Origin of the sequence: Allotamlana fucoidanivorans (genome assembly GCF_045788535.1) — a bacterium.
GTDB classification, from domain to species: Bacteria; Bacteroidota; Bacteroidia; order Flavobacteriales; family Flavobacteriaceae; genus Allotamlana; species Allotamlana fucoidanivorans.
Map to the genome: position 1 here is coordinate 1,789,205 of NZ_CP074074.1, position 19,056 is coordinate 1,808,260.

At 35.2% G+C, this 19,056-nt stretch carries 12 protein-coding genes; 9 read left to right on the top strand and 3 right to left on the bottom strand.

Features of this window, described 5'->3' with window-relative positions:
• Window positions 1–23: 23 nt before the first annotated feature.
• Both gldN and KFZ70_RS08240 read left to right on the top strand, forming a co-directional pair.
• The gene (gldN, locus tag KFZ70_RS08235) at window positions 24–914 is read left to right on the top strand and encodes a gliding motility protein GldN (RefSeq protein ID WP_139697323.1); all 891 of its coding nucleotides are present in this window, start codon (window positions 24–26) and stop codon (window positions 912–914) included.
• A 101-nt stretch (window positions 915–1,015) separates the two neighbouring features.
• On the top strand, window positions 1,016–2,056 hold the full coding sequence (locus KFZ70_RS08240) for an FAD-binding oxidoreductase (RefSeq protein WP_139697321.1): 1,041 nt from the start codon (window positions 1,016–1,018) through the stop codon (window positions 2,054–2,056).
• A gap of 57 nt (window positions 2,057–2,113) precedes the next feature.
• Here the strand turns inward: KFZ70_RS08240 and KFZ70_RS08245 are convergent, their stop codons facing one another.
• Window positions 2,114–2,500: a DUF983 domain-containing protein gene (locus tag KFZ70_RS08245; protein WP_139697664.1), complete on the bottom strand. Its 387-nt coding sequence runs from the start codon at window positions 2,498–2,500 to the stop codon at window positions 2,114–2,116.
• Window positions 2,501–2,584: 84 nt separating this feature from the next.
• Between KFZ70_RS08245 and KFZ70_RS08250 the strand changes: the two genes are divergently transcribed.
• The 4 genes from KFZ70_RS08250 to KFZ70_RS08265 all read left to right on the top strand — a co-directional run bounded on the left by KFZ70_RS08250 (window position 2,585) and on the right by KFZ70_RS08265 (window position 10,192).
• The gene (locus KFZ70_RS08250) at window positions 2,585–4,495 is read left to right on the top strand and encodes an ATP-binding cassette domain-containing protein (RefSeq protein WP_139697319.1); all 1,911 of its coding nucleotides are present in this window, start codon (window positions 2,585–2,587) and stop codon (window positions 4,493–4,495) included.
• A 75-nt stretch (window positions 4,496–4,570) separates the two neighbouring features.
• Window positions 4,571–5,698 carry an efflux RND transporter periplasmic adaptor subunit gene (locus KFZ70_RS08255; protein WP_139697317.1) on the top strand — a complete coding sequence of 376 codons (1,128 nt, stop codon included), beginning with the start codon at window positions 4,571–4,573 and terminating at the stop codon, window positions 5,696–5,698.
• Window positions 5,698–8,892, top strand: a complete 3,195-nt coding sequence (locus KFZ70_RS08260) for an efflux RND transporter permease subunit (protein ID WP_139697315.1) — start codon at window positions 5,698–5,700, stop codon at window positions 8,890–8,892. The genes KFZ70_RS08255 and KFZ70_RS08260 overlap by 1 nt, the downstream gene beginning before the upstream one ends.
• Complete coding sequence (locus tag KFZ70_RS08265) at window positions 8,876–10,192, top strand: TolC family protein (RefSeq protein ID WP_139697313.1); 1,317 nt, start codon at window positions 8,876–8,878, stop codon at window positions 10,190–10,192. The genes KFZ70_RS08260 and KFZ70_RS08265 overlap by 17 nt, the downstream gene beginning before the upstream one ends.
• A gap of 167 nt (window positions 10,193–10,359) precedes the next feature.
• Here the strand turns inward: KFZ70_RS08265 and KFZ70_RS08270 are convergent, their stop codons facing one another.
• Window positions 10,360–12,924, bottom strand: a complete 2,565-nt coding sequence (locus KFZ70_RS08270) for a glycoside hydrolase family 2 TIM barrel-domain containing protein (RefSeq protein WP_139697310.1) — start codon at window positions 12,922–12,924, stop codon at window positions 10,360–10,362.
• Between the two features lie 267 nt (window positions 12,925–13,191).
• Window positions 13,192–14,445, bottom strand: coding sequence for a methionine adenosyltransferase (metK, locus tag KFZ70_RS08275; RefSeq protein WP_139697308.1), 1,254 nt, complete (start codon window positions 14,443–14,445; stop codon window positions 13,192–13,194).
• Window positions 14,446–15,029: 584 nt separating this feature from the next.
• Between metK and ilvD the strand changes: the two genes are divergently transcribed.
• From ilvD to ilvN, 3 genes are read left to right on the top strand one after another with little or no spacing between them, the layout of a single operon-like run.
• The gene (gene ilvD / locus KFZ70_RS08280) at window positions 15,030–16,715 is read left to right on the top strand and encodes a dihydroxy-acid dehydratase (protein WP_139697305.1); all 1,686 of its coding nucleotides are present in this window, start codon (window positions 15,030–15,032) and stop codon (window positions 16,713–16,715) included.
• Between the two features lie 52 nt (window positions 16,716–16,767).
• Window positions 16,768–18,501, top strand: a complete 1,734-nt coding sequence (ilvB, locus tag KFZ70_RS08285; protein WP_139697303.1) for a biosynthetic-type acetolactate synthase large subunit — start codon at window positions 16,768–16,770, stop codon at window positions 18,499–18,501.
• A gap of 13 nt (window positions 18,502–18,514) precedes the next feature.
• A complete protein-coding gene (ilvN, locus tag KFZ70_RS08290; protein WP_139697301.1) occupies window positions 18,515–19,048 on the top strand; it encodes an acetolactate synthase small subunit in 534 nt (177 codons plus the stop codon).
• The last annotated feature ends 8 nt before the right edge of the window (window positions 19,049–19,056 follow it).

Below are 19,056 nucleotides of genomic sequence, written 5' to 3' on the forward strand. Positions count from 1 at the left end.
TTTTAATGAAAAATAAGAATAAGATGAAATTAAGAAGTTTTTTATTAACCGTTGCAACTGCTTTTACAGCAACAACTCTGTTTGCTCAGGCAAATATCTTAAATGCTAAGACTCCTGATGAAATAGGTGTGAGAACAGCTAGTCAAAAAGCGGTAGATAATGATAAACCTTTAGAATATGGATATGTTGATGACAGAGATATCTTGTTTTCAAAAATGGTTTGGGAAAAAATATCGCTTGATGAAAGAGCAAATTTTCCACTATATTATCCCATTGACACCAATAACATTGGTAAAGACAGACGTTCATTATATGATGTGTTAATGAAAAACATCAAAAATGGAACTATTGAAAACATCTATGATGATTCTTATTTTACTACCAAGAGAACGCTAAAAGATATTGAAGCTGCGTTAACTATGGTTGATACAACCGAGTTGGGTATTGAACAAATCAATGCAGGAGAAGAATTGTCTGCTGAGTATATTAATAGAAGAACCATTACGGCTGCCGATATTAAAGAGTATCACATTAAAGGTTTGTGGTATTTTGATAAACGTCAGGCCGAAATGAAATATAGATTACTTGGTATTGCTCCAGTAGCACCAGATGTTAATTTCATTGATACAGATAGCCCAGACTTAGTGCCATTATTTTGGGTTTGGTTTCCTGATGCAAGAGAAGTATTGCATGAAGCAAAATCATTCAACAATTCAAACAGTTCTATGCCTTTTTCATTTGATCATTTGTTAAATGCTAGACGTTTTCAAGGTTATATTTTTAGAGAAGAAAATGTGCAAAATGACCGAGCTGTTACAGAATATGTTTCACAAAATGCTTTAATGCAATTGTTAGAATCAGAAAGAATAAAGAATAAAATTAGAGATTTTGAGCTTGATATGTGGACCTATTAGTCCCATAGAATTATAAACGAAAAGACCTGCTTATATTTAAGCGGGTCTTTTTTTGTTTTTACTAAATATAAAAATGGTTTTCTCAGTATATTTGCGAAACTATGAAAGTAGATTATATAGTAGTAGGTCTGGGGCTTGCAGGCGTGTCTTTTTGTGAACAACTAAAGGCGCATAAGAAAAGTTTTGTTGTTTTTGATAATAGCTCACAGCAGTCTTCTATGGTGGCCGGTGGATTGTATAATCCCGTTGTTTTAAAACGATTTACAACAGTATGGAAAAGCAAAGAACAACTCGATTTGGCCTTGCCACTTTACGCTAAAATTGAAAAAGAACTTGGTATTCAAATAGATTATAAACTACCTGTTTATAGAAAATTTGCATCTTTAGAAGAACAAAATGATTGGTTTGGCGCATCCGATAAGCTTAATCTTTCAGAATTTCTTTCTCCTAAAATTATTAAGAATAACAACCTTGCTATTGAGGCATCCTATGGATTTGGAGAGGTGTTACATACGGGACGGATTGAAGTAAAAACACTTATTGAAGCTTATGTCTCCGATTTAAAGAATAAGGGTGCGTTTTATAGCGATTCGTTTCAATATGAAGATATCAGGAGTAAAGAAGAAAAGTTGTATTATAAGGGGATTCAAGCGTCAAATATTGTGTTTTCTGAAGGATATGGTATAACAAAGAATCCGTATTTTAACCAGTTACCCCTTAATCCAGCTAAGGGCGAACTACTGGTCATTCACGCACCCGAATTGCAAATTGATTTTGTTTTAAAGTCGGCGGTGTTTTTAATTCCTATGGGAGAAGATTTATATATTGTTGGGGCTACTTATGAATGGAAAGACTTAAGTAACCAAGTAAGTCTAAAAGCTAAGGAAGACTTATTAAATAAACTAAAAAAAATAATCAACTGTTCGTTTGAGGTCGTTGATCAAGTAGCTGGAATTAGACCTACTGTAAAAGATAGAAGGCCGTTGGTAGGAAGACACCAGGAGCAAAAAAACATGTATGTTTTAAATGGTTTAGGCACGCGAGGTGTTATGATTGGTCCGTATGTAGCAAAACAACTTTTTGACTTTATTGAAAAGAATATCCCTCTAGATAAAGAAATAAATATAGACCGTTTCATATAATGTTATATAAACTGCCTAATTTGAGTTTTTTATAAAAAATCAGGATTATGTGATGGCTTATTGTTTTTTAGCCAAAGATTTATCGTAACTCATAAAAAAGTTAATCCAAATATTTCTTGAAAGCCTTAAAATGATAGGCATACAAACTATAAGGGTAATCACAATAGAGATAAAAACCGTGTTAATATCTGCATTAAAAACAAAGAATGAAATAATAAAGGCAGCAACAGCAAAGGCAATACCAACGGCATAACTAACATACATAGAGCCGTAAAAGAAAGAGGGCTCTATTTTGTACTTTGTGCCGCAGTTTGAGCAGGTTTCATACATGTCTAAAGCTTCCGAAAGTATATAAGGATTCTTATTTTTAAACATCGATTCTTCATGGCACTTCGGGCAAGTTCCCGTAAAAATACTATAAAGTTTTGATCCTTTTTTAAACATATAATTTGTGTATTTTTGCTGCGCAATCTCCTTGCTAAAATACGGTTTATATATAAAAAGCACGGTGACAAAAGTTACATTTCTATGATGAACATTCATAATTTATCCATTTCATTTCAAGGAGAATACCTTTTTGAAGACATTACCTTTAAGTTAGGGAACGGTGATAGAGTTGGGCTTATTGGTAAAAATGGAGCTGGTAAATCAACAATGCTTAAAATTTTATCAAAGGAAATGGAGCCTGATACAGGGCAAATAGCTGCTGATAAAGAACTCAAAATTGGGTTTTTAAAGCAGGATATAGACTTTATTCAAGGGAGAACAGTGCTTGAAGAATCTTATGAAGCATTTACTGAGATAAAGACCTTAGAAGCCAAGATGGAAGAGGTTAATACTCAAATGGCAGAGCGCACAGATTATGAAAGTGACAGCTATCATCAATTAATGATCGATATCAATGATCTGCAACATCAATATGAAGTGCTAGGTGGGTACAATTACCAAGGAGACACCGAAAAGATTTTACAAGGTTTAGGATTTAAGCGGGAAGATTTTGATAAACTCACCGATACTTTTTCTGGAGGGTGGCGCATGCGTATTGAGTTGGCTAAATTATTACTTCAGAATAATGATATTTTGCTACTTGATGAGCCAACCAACCATCTTGATATTGAATCTATTATTTGGTTGGAGAATTTTTTAAGAGGATATACAGGAGCTGTGGTAATCGTATCGCACGATAAAATGTTTTTAGATAATGTAACCAACCGCACAATAGAAATATCATTGGGCCGCATTTATGATTATCCTAAACCATATTCTCAGTATTTAGTGTTGCGTGAAGAATTAAGAACCCAGCAATTGGCTTCACAAAAAAATCAGCAGAAGCAAATTGAGCATACCGAGAAACTGATTGAAAAGTTTAGGGCTAAGGCTTCAAAAGCAACTATGGCGCAATCGTTAATAAAAAAACTTGATAAGATTGATAGGATTGAGGTTGATGAAGATGATAATAGCGTAATGACTTTAAATTTTCCAGTCTCTATTACCCCCGGAAAAGTGGTGGTTGAGGCTGAAAGCGTTTCAAAAAGTTATGGCGATAATGAAGTTTTGAGAAACATTAATTTGTTGATTGAACGTGATAGTAAAACAGCTTTTGTAGGCCAGAATGGTCAGGGAAAATCTACACTGGCAAAGATTATGGTTGGTGACGTTAAGTATCGAGGCACATTAAAATTAGGACATAATGTGCAACTAGGGTATTTTGCTCAAAATCAAGCAGAGTATCTTGATGGTAATAAAACTGTTCATGAAACCATGATTGATGCCGCTAATGAAACCAACAGGAGTAAGGTTCGTGATATTTTAGGATCGTTTTTATTTAGAGGAGAAGAGGTTGATAAATACGTAAGTGTACTCTCTGGGGGTGAACGTAATAGATTGGCTTTGGCTAAGTTAATGTTACAACCCTTTAATGTGCTTATTATGGATGAGCCGACCAACCATCTCGATATTAAATCTAAGAATGTTTTAAAAGAGGCTTTAAAGCGTTATGAAGGAACCCTTATCTTAGTGTCGCATGATCGTGATTTTCTACAAGGCCTCACCAATAAAGTGTATGAGTTTAAAGATCATAAAATCAAAGAGTATTTAGGAGATATTGACTATTACCTAGAACAACGTAAGGTTGAAAGTTTAAGGGAGGTAGAAAAGCGCACAGCGGTGAAACAAGAACCAAAGGAAAAGAAACAAACGTCTTATGAAGACCAAAAAAAGTTAAAATCTTTGAACAATAGATTGAGCAATGTAGAATCTAAAATAAATCAATTAGAAAAAAAGATTAAAGCGATTGATGTTGAATTGGAGATTAATTATGAAGAAACTACATCTAAGCCTTACTTCTTTGATAGTTATCAAAAATTAAAATCAGATTTAGAAGATCTTATGGCGCAATGGGAAACTGTTCAGATGGAAATTGAGGCTTTTGAAAACTAGTCTTTTAGGTTTTTTTTAACTTTTCGGCATTATACTAATCGATAATTTTGCAGGCTAGACCATCAAAAAATTAGCATGCGAAAAATTATACTCTCCTTTTTAGGCGTTTTATTTATTGTGCTTTCTGTTTTAGTAGCTAAAAAGCTCATAGCCAATAAACATAAACCCAAGCCAGTTAAAGAAAAAGTTGTTAAAACTGTTTTTACAGATACGGTAAAAAATGGAACCGTTCCCATTGTGATTCCAGCTAACGGAAGTTTAGTGGCCAAACGCAGGGTTGAGCTTTACGCTGAGGTACAAGGTGTGTTCAAGTCATCAAAAAAGTTATTTAAGCCAGGACAAAAATACAGAAAAGGGGAGCTGCTTATTAGTATGAATGCCGAAGAGTATTATGCCAGTGTACAATCTGCAAAAAGTAATTTATATAATACCATAGCGGCCATTATGCCCGATTTACGTTTAGACTTTCCAGATGTTTATCAAAAATGGCAAGACTATTTACAGGGCTTTGATTTGAGTAAAACAACCCCTCAATTGCCAAAAATGTCTTCAGAAAAAGAGAACTTTTTTATTACAGGAAGGGGTATTGTTTCTAGCTACTATAATGTTAAGAATTTAGAGCAGCGGCTTTCCAAATACAAAATTTCGGCGCCCTTTTCGGGTGTTTTAACCCAAGCTTTGGTAACCGAGGGATCGTTAATCAGAGTGGGACAAAAGTTAGGGGAATTTATTGATCCGTCTGTATATGAAATGGAAGTGGCTTTAAGTAAGCGTTATGCTAGTTTGCTTAAAGAGGGTGAAGATGTTGTGCTGCAAAATTTAAACAAAACAGAAACTTACCAAGGGGTGGTTTCAAGAGTTAATGGTAGTGTAAATGCAACCACGCAAACCATTACAGCCTATATAGAAGTAAAAGATGAGGCTTTAAAAGAAGGTCTGTATCTAGAAGCACGACTGAATGCAAAAGAGGAAACCAATGCTGTTGAAGTAGATAGGAATTTGCTTTTAGAAGGCGATCAAATCTTTGTAGTGAGAGATACCATTTTAGATGTAATACCTGTAAAACCTGTTTATTTTTCGGAAACAAAAGTGGTTTTGAAAAGTATCCCTAATGGGGAGATAGTTCTAAAAAAAGCAGTGCCAGGGGCTTATGCGGGTATGTTAGTGCGGCCTTTTAAAAATGTTAAAAAAGCAAGTAAATAATGAGAAAAATTATTGCTTATTTTATAAGGTATCACGTTGCAGTTAATGTGTTTATCATTGCTTTTGTCATTTTTGGTGTTTTAGGGGTATCATCATTGCGCTCATCCTTCTTTCCATTAGTGGACTCTAGAATTATAAACATCAATGTCACCTATCCAGGTGCTTCACCTCAAGAGATTGAAGAAGGGGTTGTGTTAAAAATAGAGGATAATCTAAAAGGCTTAAGGGGTATAGATAGAGTGACTTCTGTTTCAAGAGAGAATAGTGGGGTTATCACGGTTGAAATAGAAAAAGATGAAAATATAGACTTCATGTTGTTGGAAGTGAAAAATGCAGTTGATAGAGTGCCATCATTCCCGACAGGTATGGAACCATTAATTGTGGCTAAACGAGAAGAGGTAAGGCAAACCATATCCTTTGCGCTTAGTGGTGATAATGTACCCTTAGTGACTTTAAAGCAAATAGGCAGGCAAATTGAAAATGATTTAAGAGCCATTCAAGGTATATCACAGGTTGAGGTTTCAGGCTATCCTAATGAGGAAATTGAAATAGCCGTTAATGAAACGCGTTTACTCGCCTATAATTTAACATTTGCAGATGTAGCACAGGCCATTGGTTCTGCCAATATTTTGGTGACTGGCGGAAATATTAAAACAGATATTGAGGAGTACCTAATTAGAGCTAATAATAGGTCGTATTACGGTGATGAACTGTCAAATGTCATTATTAAAGCAACTAATGAGGGAGAAACAGTAAGATTGAAAGATGTTGCTGTGATACGTGATCGATTTTCCGAAACCCCTAATGCCACTTTTTTTAATGGTGATTTAGCCATTGATATAACGGTGACGAGTACAAATAATGAAGACCTAATTTCTTCTGCTGATAAGGTGAAAGACTATATTGAAGGTTATAATCAGAGTCATAATAATGTAAAACTGAATGTTGTTCGAGACTTGTCAATAACCTTAAACCAGCGTACACAACTGTTAACGGAAAATGCTATTATTGGAATAATACTGGTATTAGCCTTTTTGTCTCTGTTTTTAAACACCCGTTTAGCGTTTTGGGTGGCTTTTGGATTGCCAATTTCCTTCTTGGGGATGTTTATTTTTGCAGGACAGTTTGATGTTACTATAAACGTTTTATCTCTGTTTGGAATGATTATCGTTATTGGTATTTTGGTTGATGATGGAATTGTGATTGCTGAAAATATTTACCAACACTACGAGAAAGGAAAGTCTCCAAAACAGGCTGCTATTGATGGTACGATGGAGGTTATTCCTCCAGTAGTCTCGGCTATTATAACCACCTTGTTGGCCTTTTCTTTATTCTTATTTTTAGATAGTAGAATTGGAGAGTTTTTCAGTGAAGTCTCAGTTATTGTTATTTTAACACTTGTGGTATCACTAATAGAAGCCCTAATCATTTTGCCTGCGCATTTAGCTCACTCAAAAGCATTACAAAAACCCGTAGAAGAAGAGAATCCTTCTAAAATTAAACAGTTTTTTAGCAAAATGCGTTCTATAAATAAGATTGGTGATAGGTTTATGGTGCTTTTACGAGACAAAGTCTATTCACCAGTTTTAAATGCTGTGCTCAAATATAAATTGTTGGCCTTTGGTGTTTTTGTATCGCTTTTAGTGCTAACTTTTGGAGCCATAGGAGGTGGTGTCATTGGAGTAACTTTATTTCCTAGTATTGCTAGTGATCAGGTTTCTATTGAGTTGGATATGCCTAAAGGTACCAATGAAAAAATTACAGATTCTATTATTTCTATGATAGAAGAGAAAGCTTTAATTGTAAATAAAGAGCTTACTGAAGAATTTATGCCAAGCATGGGCAAAGAACTTTTTGAAAATACCATATTGAGCTTAACCAGTTCTTCAAATGCAAGACTTCGTATAAATATGTTACCAGGAGAAGAACGTCCGGATGCTATAAACTCAAGGTTGGTGGCTAATAAAATTAGGCAGGCTGTGGGACCTATTATTGGTACGGAACGTTTAATCTTTGGTTCGGGAGGTAATTTTGGAGGAAGCCCCGTTTCTGTTTCATTATTGAGTAACAATATTGATGAGTTAAAGGCCGCTAAAATAGAGTTGAAAAAGGTACTTGAAACTAACCCATTATTAAAGGACGTTGAAGATAATGACCCCGCAGGAATTAAAGAGATTAGATTGCAATTAAAGGAAAGTGCGTATTTGTTGGGGTTAGATTTGCGTACCGTTATGAGTCAGGTTAGAGCTGGCTTTTTTGGCGTTCAGGCACAACGTTTTCAACGTGGACAAGATGAGATTCGGGTTTGGGTACGTTATGATAGAACCAATAGAGAATCTATAAATCACCTTGATGATATGCGTATTGTAACGCCTATGGGAACCAGAGTAACCTTAAAAGATATCGCAACGTATTCCATAGAAAGAGGCGATGTGGCTATCAATCACTTAATAGGACAACGTGAAATACAGGTTTCTGCCGATTTAAAAGATCCAAGTACAAGCGCAACAGATATTATTGATGATATTAAACTTAATATCATACCAGAAATTCAGTCACGTTATCCTACTATTTCGGCTTCGTTTGAAGGACAAAATAGAGAAGCCTCAAAGCTATCAAGTTCCTTAAAAAAGGCAGGTATTCCTATTTTGGTTTTAATTTACATAACCATTGCATTTACTTTCAGAAGTTATAGTCAACCATTGTTATTGCTTTTACTAGTGCCTTTCAGCTTAACAGCAGTAGCATGGGGACATTGGTTATTAGGGTTTCCTGTAAATGTATTGTCTTTATTAGGGATTATAGCCTTAATTGGAATTATGGTGAATGACGGGCTTGTGCTTATAGGAAAATTTAATGGTAATTTGAGGGAAGGCATGACCTTTGACGCTGCCCTTTCAGAAGCTGGGAAGTCAAGGTTTAGAGCCATATTTTTAACGTCATTAACAACCATTGCAGGCTTGGCACCACTTTTACTTGAAAAAAGCAGACAGGCTCAATTTTTAAAACCTATGGCTATTTCTATTTCTTTCGGAATAGCCTATGCTACCATTCTAACCCTGCTCGTATTACCGCTGTTTTTGTCGTTTAGTAATGCTATTAAAAAGAATGTGAAGTGGTTAGCTACAGGAAATAATGTAACTAAGGAAGAAGTTGAACGTGCTATAAAAGAACAACATGAAGAAGAATTTTAAGTATAGCCTGATGTTTTTGATAGGGCTTCTGCAAATTTCTATTGGAGCTCAAGAAGTGATAACACCTGAAAAAGCGGTTAAAATTGCACTAGAAAACAACTATGGTATTAAACTAGCATACACAGATGTTCATATTGCTGAGAATAATGCCGATATTTTGAACTCAGGTTATTTACCTACAGTTACGGGTAATGCAGGAGCCAGTTTTACGGTTAATGATGTTGATGGGGAAACCGCGCAAGGCCCTATAAGTAGAGGTGATGTAGAGAGTTCAAGATATAATGCTTCTGTAGATTTGAATTATGTATTGTTTGATGGTTTGGGTCGTAGCTATAATTATAAACAGTTGAAAGAAACCAAACAGCTTACAGAATTACAAGCACGTGCTACTATTGAAAATACCATATTACAGTTATTTACGGTGTATTATAATGTTGCCGAAATGACAGAAAACATCGGTGCTATTGAGCAGTCATTTGCTATTTCAAAAGATAGACTGCTTAGAGCAAAGTATCAGTTTGATTATGGACAAAGTACAAAGCTAGATGTGCTCAATGCTGAGGTAGATGTAAATAACGATAGTATAACTGTTATGAATTCAAAACAACAGTTAAGAAACTTTAAAAGGGATCTTAATTTAGTGTTGGGGAATACATTGAACAATGAGTTTGATATAGATTCTGAAATAGCCTTTAATACGCTATATGATAAAGAAGAATTGATTCAAAAAGCATTGTCTGGTAATGTAAGTATTATGTTAGCAAATAAGGGCATTGCTATGACGGAGCTTGGTGTAAAAAATCAACGATCTGCCTATTTGCCAACTATAGGTTTAATAGGTAGTTATGGTTGGAATCAAAACAATAACCCTGCGAGTTTTACCACAGAAATTTCAACGGTTGGTTTAACAGGAGGTTTAAATTTAAGGTGGAATTTGTTTGATGGAGGTAACACCATTACACGAGTAAATAATGCAAAACTTAATTTAGAAGCGCAGCAGATTGAAAAAGAACGCATTTTGGTAACGCTTGAAAGAGATTTTAATAATGCGTGGGAAAATTATTTAAACAGACTTGAAATATTCAAACTACAGGAAGATAACATAAAAACAGCTCAAAATAATTTCAATAGAACTGAGGAGAAATTTAAATTGGGTCAGGTTAATTCCATACAATTTAGGTTGGCTCAGGTAAATCTTCTAAATGCCGAAGTTAATAGAAATAGAGCTAAATATGCCGCTAAAATAGCTGAGTTGGAAATGCTTCAGATTAGTGGCGATCTTTTAAATACCACCTTTTAGAAGTTATTATGCAGATAATGTTTTATGACGAAAACGCCCACTGTGTAATTCCTAAAACTAGAAATAAAAAGGATTGTTGTGTATTCTGAAAAAGAATAAGAGGAAAACTCCAGAGAAGAAACTTCTCTGGAGTTTTTTTAGTTTAATAACGTATTGTAATGAAGTTCTTACTTTGAACTGATGATAATGGTTTTATCATTTAACCCTTTTGCCTTAGCTGTTATTTTAATATCTCCCTTCTTATTTGTAGATTGAATTATGGCCAAGCAACGGCCTTTGTGGGTTGTTATTTTATTGGTTTGAAAACCTTGAACATTATCACGAGCGCCATTGTCAACCCCTAATAGTTTAGCCGGCCCCTCAATGTCAAATTCAATTTCTGTTTCTTCGGTTTTTACAGGATGACCAATGATATCAACTAGTTGTATTTCAAGGTGTGCTACATCATAGGCATCTGCTTTTAAAAGAACATTGTCAGTCGTGAAATTAAAATCAACAGGTTTGGAGGTTGTATGAAGTTCTGCAATGATTTCTTGTCCGTCAAAACCAGTACGAGCAGTTAAAGTACCTGCTTCAAAAGGAATAGTCCATCTAAAAAGACGATCTGGACTTTCAGACATACTTCTGCGTCCTAAAGAACGACCATTGATTAAAAGTTCAACTATAGTGTAATTTGAACAGACTTCAACAACCACCGTTTCACCATCTTCATAATTCCAATGCATATTAGAATCGCGCCAATTATAAGCATTGCTGTTTTCTGGTAGCTGCTGACCAGAGATAGCCTTTTGTTTAAATCCAGATTTAGCAATAGGTAGTGTGCCTATTGAAATATGAGGTTTGTTTACCCAAATAGATTTAAAATAATTCCAACCTTGATATTTGAAACCAGCTAAATCAAGTAAATCACCCCAACCACTTTTTTGCGGCCAGTCTCCATGGCGCTCTCCCATATAGTCAATACCAGTCCACATAAAAATGCTAAATACACCTGGGTTTTCAATAACTTGTTTCCAATCGTCCCATGTACCTGGATTTTCATTAATAGTGATATGTGTGTCAGGGAAATGTTTAAGAGCCCAAGGAATATCTTTATTTCTGTAACTAAATCCAGCAATGTCAACAGCATCGGCATAGCCGCTCACTAAACTGGTTTGTGGAACTACCAAGTTAGCAGTAGTAGGTCTGGTGGTGTCTAATGCTTTTACCCAATCATTTACTTTAGTAGCTGTTTCGGTTAATATATAATCACCTTTTTCATTGGCGTCGTAACGCTTTTTTATTTCATCTGGAGACAGTATAGGACCGCTTCCCCAGTATTTTCCAGAATTTTGTGGATCGTTCGGATCTTTCCAAAAACCAGTAGCATACCTGTAATGCAGGTACGTCCATTCAATTTCGTTACCAATACTCCACTGAAAAACACTTGGATGGTTTCTGTCTCTTAACATAGTCCGTGTTAAATCACTTTTTCCCCATTTTTGAAAGTGTTCAACATAGCCTCTTGTTATATAATCGTCATGACGATCGTGGTAATTTTTACGTTTATCTTTGGCGTAGTCTAGCTCGTCAAAAAATTCGTTTTGAACTAAAATTCCCATTTCGTCACAAAGGTCCAGAAACTCTTCAGAGTATGGATTGTGTGCTGTTCTAATGGCATTTACCCCACAGGCTTTAAGTTTTTCAAGGCGTCTTTTCCAAACACCTTTAGGTACAGCGGCACCAACTAATCCAGCGTCATGATGAATACAAACGCCTTTCACGTCGGTGGATTTTCCATTAAGGAAAAACCCAGAATTAACATCAAATTTTAAACTTCTAATACCAAACGGGGTGGTGTATTGGTCTATTAAGGTTCCGTTTTGAGTTACGGTGGTTATAGCTTTATACATGTATGGGTTTTCGCAATCCCATAATTCTGGAGATTTAACCTGAAGTATTTGTTTAAAGGTATTTTCTGTATTGGTGTTTAAGGTAGCATCTTCTGTAAAACTAGCCACTTCTTTTCCTGTTTGATTTAAAATTTTAGTACTCAGTGAAAAGGTGTTGCTATTTTTTGAGTCGTTTTTTATTTTAATCTCAATGTTGACTTTGGCTAGGTCTGAGGTAATTTCAGGAGTAGTTAAATAGGTGCCCCAAATAGGAATATGCAGTTTATTGGTGGTCACTAATTTTACATTGCGATAAATGCCACTACCTGTATACCATCTGCTGTCGGCATATCGAGAATGATCTACATGTACTGTTAAAACGTTTGTTTTTGAACCATCATTTAATTTGTCGGTAAGGTCAAAATAGACAGGTGAGTAACCATACGGGTTTTCACCTAATAACTCACCGTTTAGCCAAAACGTGGCATTATTATAAACCCCATCAAAAAGAATGTAGCAGTTCTCATCGGTTTTATCAATGGGTGTTTTAAAATGCTTCTGATAAACACCTACACCACCAGGTAAATAACCTGTGGCCCCTTCATAAATAGAATCAAAAGCCATTTCAACACTCCAATCATGAGGTAGTCTTACATTCCGCCAATGCTTATCTTTCATAGGAATGATAGCTGGAATTACTGTGTCTTTTTGTAACTCGAATTTCCAATCGAAGTTGAAATCGATTTCTCTGGTAAATTGTTTTTTCGGACTATCTGTAAAAGACAGAAAAATAACAGGAATAATGAGTAATGCTAAAAGGGAGAATTTGCGGTGATTTTTTAGAAATTTATTTGACTTCATATTCTAAAATTAAATGTTACTAGTTTAGATTTAATTGAGGGATAAAAATACTTTAAAACTATGTTATGAGTTGTCAATTATTATTTTAAATGTATGACAAATGAGTATTATTAAGTTATTATCAAGTTTAATAATAGAGGTGGAGCCCTCGTTGACTTAAAAAGTTGGGAATATTTGTAGCATGTTCAGAATCTAAAATGAAGGTTTAGTAATAAAAAAGTCTCGTACTTTTATAGTCGAGGCTTTTTAAGAATCTATATGTTCAATTTATATACCGAAAGCTTCTTTCACTTTATCTACATAATCTAATTTTTCCCAAGTGAATAATTCAACATCCAATGTAATGGTTTCTCCATTAGGCTGAGAGAATGTTTTGGTTACGGTTTCATTGTGTCTTCCCATGTGTCCGTATGCTGCTGTTTCGCTATACATAGGAGATCTTAATTTTAAACGTTCTTCAATGGCAAAAGGACGCATATCAAATAGTTCTGAAACCTTTTCAGCTATTTCTCCATCGGTTAAGTTAAATGGGCATGTGCCAAAAGTGTCAATGAAAATTCCCATAGGTTCAACCACTCCAATAGCATAACTCACTTGTACTAAAACTTCTTCTGCAACACCTGCGGCAACCAAATTTTTAGCGATGTGTCTTGTAGCATAGGCTGCACTTCTATCAACCTTACTAGGATCTTTACCTGAAAAGGCACCTCCTCCATGCGCGCCTTTTCCGCCGTAGGTGTCTACTATAATTTTTCTACCAGTAAGTCCAGTGTCACCATGTGGTCCTCCTATTACAAATTTTCCTGTTGGATTGATATGGTATTTAATATCGTTATTGAATAACTTTTGAATGTCTGCAGGTAGCTTTTCAATAACTCTAGGAATAAGGATGTTAACAATGTCTTGTCTTATTTTGGCTAGCATAGTATCATCATCGGCAAAATCATCATGCTGCGTAGAAACCACAATAGCCTCAATGCGCTGTGGGATGTTATCATCACTATACTCAATGGTAACCTGACTTTTAGAATCAGGTCTTAAATAGGTAATCTCTTTATTTTCTCTTCGTAGTTCGGCAAGTTCTTTTAGTATAAGGTGTGATAAATCTAAAGCCAACGGCATGAAGTTTTCGGTTTCATTGGTTGCATAACCAAACATCATACCTTGATCTCCCGCGCCTTGCTCTTCTTTACTTCCTCTATCTACTCCTTGGTTTATATCTTCTGATTGTTCGTGAATTGCAGAAAGAACACCACATGAATTTCCATCAAACATATACTCACCTTTGGTGTAGCCAATTTTGTTTATGGTATCTCGCGCAATTTTTTGAACATCTAAATAGGTTGTAGATTTAACTTCGCCAGCAAGTACCACTTGCCCTGTTGTAACTAGGGTTTCACATGCTACTTTCGAGTCGGAGTCAAATGCTAGAAAATGATCAATTAAAGCATCACTAATTTGATCAGCTACCTTGTCTGGATGTCCTTCAGAAACACTTTCTGAAGTGAATAAATAAGCCATATTTTTTATTTTATGGTAAGATTTGACGATAACGTCGAAGGGAGTTTACACTGCCTTTAGCATTTTTATTTTATACTTAAAAGAAGTATAAAGAGGTTGCAATCAGTCAAATCTTTCCTCTATTATTTTGTGCATGCAAAAGTAAAAAAAAATAAAGAATCGGCATATGTTTTTATCTTTTTTAAGAAAAATTTGGTGGTCATGAATTTTATGTCAATTTTTGTAAAAGTAAATGAAAAAATACGGTTTAAATATCATTTCTGAGGTTGTTGTGATTATTTCACAACGCTAAAGGGTGGTACAAATTAATATAGAACGGAAAAAGCCTTCCCTAAGCGGAAGGTTTTTTTATGAAGTTTTTTAATTTTTGGGTATCATAAAAAAAACAGTTTAAATAACTGTAAATGAGTTTGTTGTTGTGTTTTTTAGGGTTGTGGATTTAACTGAAAAAAAATGAGGTAAAACGTTATAACATTGTAATAAATTATTTTCGACACGTATTTGTGGAATTTGTGATAAAAATCATAATTCTTTTAAGATAATAAATGAAATTAAGATAAAGCTTAAAATTATTTGCAATAAAAATGAAAGAAATTAATAAATATAGTAGAAGGTTAACTCAAGATGAATCGCAACCAGCTTCTCAAGCTATGTTATATGCAGCAGGATTAACTGAAGAAGATATGAGCAAAGCTCAAGTAGGAATTGCTAGTACAGGATACGATGGCAATCCGTGTAATATGCATTTAAATGGTTTGGCTGCTGAGCTAAAAGTAGAATGCAATATTGCAGGTTTGGTTGGTTTAGGTTTTAATACTATTGGTGTTAGTGATGGTATTTCAATGGGAACTTCTGGTATGAATTATTCATTGGCTTCAAGAGATATTATTGCAGATTCTATTGAAACAGTGATGAATGCCCAAAGTTATGATGCCTTGGTCTCTGTTGTGGGCTGTGATAAGAATATGCCTGGAGCGGTTATTGCTATGTTGCGTCTTAATAGACCTTCTATAATGATGTATGGCGGCACAATAAAGTCTGGAAATTATAAAGGGAGAAAATTAAATATTGTTTCTGCTTTTGAGGCTTTGGGGCAAAAAGTAGCAGGAGAGATTGATGAAGAAGAATATAAAGAAATTATTAAAAGAGCCATTCCTGGAGCTGGTGCTTGCGGTGGTATGTATACGGCAAATACTATGGCTTCAGCCATTGAGTGTATGGGGTTTGCATTGCCGTATAACTCTTCCATTCCAGCAGAGAATCCTAATAAATTATCGGAATGTGAAAGAACAGCTATAGCTGTAAAAAATCTTTTAGAATTAGATTTAAAACCTTTAGATATTATATCTAAAAAGTCTATAGAAAATGCTATTACGGTTGTCAATGCCCTTGGTGGGTCAACCAATGCGGTATTACATTTCTTAGCTATAGCTCATGCTGCTGATATAGAATTTACTTTAGAGGATTTTCAACGTGTAAGTGACAGAACACCGCTAATAGGGGATTTAAAGCCAAGTGGTAAATATCTTATGGAAGATGTTCATGGTATTGGCGGAACCCCAGCTGTAATGAAATATTTATTAGATAATGGTTATTTACATGGCGACTGTATGACCGTAACAGGGAAAACTTTAGCCGAAAATTTAAAAGATGTTGAGCCATTGACTTTTGAAGATGATCAGCAAGTCATTTATCCAAAAGATAAAGCATTAAAATCTTCAGGAAATTTACAGATTCTTTACGGAAACCTTGCTTCTGAAGGGGCGGTTGCTAAGATTTCAGGAAATGAAGGTTTGGTTTTTGAGGGTAAAGCCGTGGTTTACAATAGCGAGCAAGATGCTAATACAGGTATTTCAAATGGTGAAGTGCAACGCGGTGATGTCGTCGTCATTAGGTATGTAGGACCTAAAGGTGGTCCGGGCATGCCTGAAATGTTAAAACCTACATCCTTAATTATGGGTGCAGGTTTAGGAAAATCAGTGGCCTTAATTACTGATGGACGTTTTTCTGGTGGAACTCATGGTTTTGTTGTGGGACATATAACCCCTGAAGCACAATCTGGTGGCGCTATTGGTTTAGTGAAAACAGGAGATAGAATAAAAATTAGTGCAGAAGATAACTCTATTAACGTGTTGCTTTCTGATGAAGAATTAGCAGCCAGAAAAGCACAGTGGGTAGAGCCAGAGCTAAAACATAAAAAAGGAATATTATACAAATATGCAAAATCGGTAGCGCCAGCCTCAAAAGGATGTGTTACAGATGCATTTTAAATAGAAATTAGTTTCATTTTCGCTGAGGCGAAAATCTCAAATGTTGAGAATTATGAAAACACAAACAATAAATAATAAGCAAGAGGTGGCAAGTAAAACAGAACGAATAACAGGTAGTGAAGCTATTATAAAATGCCTAATTGCTGAAGGTGTTGATATCCTTTATGGATATCCAGGAGGGGCTATCATGCCTGTTTATGATGAGTTATTTAAATTTCAAGATCAAATTCATCATGTGTTAACACGTCATGAGCAAGGTGCAGCACATGCAGCTCAAGGTTATGCGCGTATTTCAGGTAAAGTAGGGGTTGCTATGGCAACTTCAGGACCTGGAGCTACAAATTTAATTACAGGAATTGCTGATGCACAAATAGATTCAACACCTGTAGTTTGTATTACAGGGCAAGTACCATCTCATCTTTTAGGGAGTGATGCTTTTCAAGAAACAGATATAGTAGGCATTTCAACACCAGTTACAAAATGGAACTGTCAAGTAACAAAATCTGAAGATATACCTGAAGCTATTGCAAAAGCTTTTTATATTGCAAAAAGTGGCCGACCAGGTCCTGTATTAGTTGATATTACTAAAGATGCTCAGTTTGGTGAGCTTGATTTTGAATACAAAAAATGCACAGGTATTCGTAGTTATAGTCCAGTACCAAAAACAAAACAATTGGCAATTGATGCCGCGGCAGAATTAATTAACAAAGCCAAAAAACCTTTAATTGTTTGGGGGCAGGGTGTTATTTTAGGAGAAGCTGAGACCGAACTAAAAACGGTTGTTGAAAAGGCAGGAATACCGGCGGCTTGGACTATTTTAGGAGCTTCTGCGTTGCCATCAACACATCCGTTAAATGTTGGTATGGTTGGTATGCACGGAAATTATGCGCCAAATAAATTAACTAATGAGTGTGATGTACTTATTGCTATAGGCATGCGTTTTGATGACCGTGTTACGGGCGATTTAAATACTTATGCAAAGCAAGCAAAAATTATTCATTTTGATATTGATCCTGCTGAGATTGATAAAAATGTTAAAACAGATATAGCGGTATTAGGAAACTCAAAAGAAAGTTTAGCTATGTTAGCCGAGGCTCTGACTGAGAATGCGCATGACTCCTGGCTTCAGGAATTCAAAAAACTTTATGATATTGAGTTTGAAAGCGTGATAAATGAAGACCTTAATCCAACAAAAGAAGGCTTAACTATGGGCGAGGTATTGAAACAAATCAATATGGAAACCAAGGGTAATGCGGCTATTGTGTCTGACGTTGGACAGCATCAAATGATTGCTTGCAGGTATGCAGATTTTAATATCACCAAAAGTAATATTACCTCAGGTGGTCTTGGTACTATGGGGTTTGCATTGCCAGCAGCTATTGGAGCTAAAATGGGAGCACCAGATAGAGAAGTGGTTGCTATTATTGGTGACGGTGGGTATCAAATGAATATTCAAGAATTAGGCACTATTTTTCAAACAAAAGTACCTGTAAAAATAGTGGTTTTAAATAATGAGTTTTTAGGTATGGTGCGTCAGTGGCAACAGTTGTTTTTTGATAAGCGTTATGCCTCAACTGAAATGACTAATCCTGATTTTGTAACTATTGCAAAGGGCTACCATATTGATGGTAAACGTGTTACCAAAAGAGAAGAGTTGGCTGATGCTGTAAAAGAAATGATAGCTTCAAAAGATTCATATTTCTTAGAGGTTTGTGTAGAAAAAGAAGATAATGTGTTTCCAATGATTCCGGCAGGAGCATCGGTTTCAGATGTTAGATTAAGCTAAATTTAGAAGAGCAATGAGTGAAGATATAAAAACATTTACAATTTCAGTTTATACCGAAAATAATATCGGTTTGCTAAATCGTATATCCGCTATATTTCAGCGTAGACATATAAATATAGAAAGTTTAACCACCTCGCAGTCTGAGATTGATGGCGTGAATCGTTTTGTCATTGTGGTAAATGTAACCAAAACAAATGCTGAAAAAATTGTAAAACAGATTGAAAAGCAGGTTGAAACCATAAAAGCGTATTATCATACAAATGAAGAGACTATCTTTACAGAATCTTGTATGTTTAAAATCAAGTCTGAATTACTGTTTGATGAACCTCAAATTCAAAACATTATAAAAGAAAGTAATACAAGAATTGTAACGGTAAATAAAGAGTTTTTTGTACTTGAAAAATCTGGAAGACGCCATGAAATTGAATCGCTAAGACGCGATTTAAATGTGTTTGGTATTATGCAGTTTGTACGTTCAGGGCGTATTGCAGTAACAAAAGAAGAAATGAAAATAACAGAATTGCTTATGGCATTCAATAATCAATAATAACAATT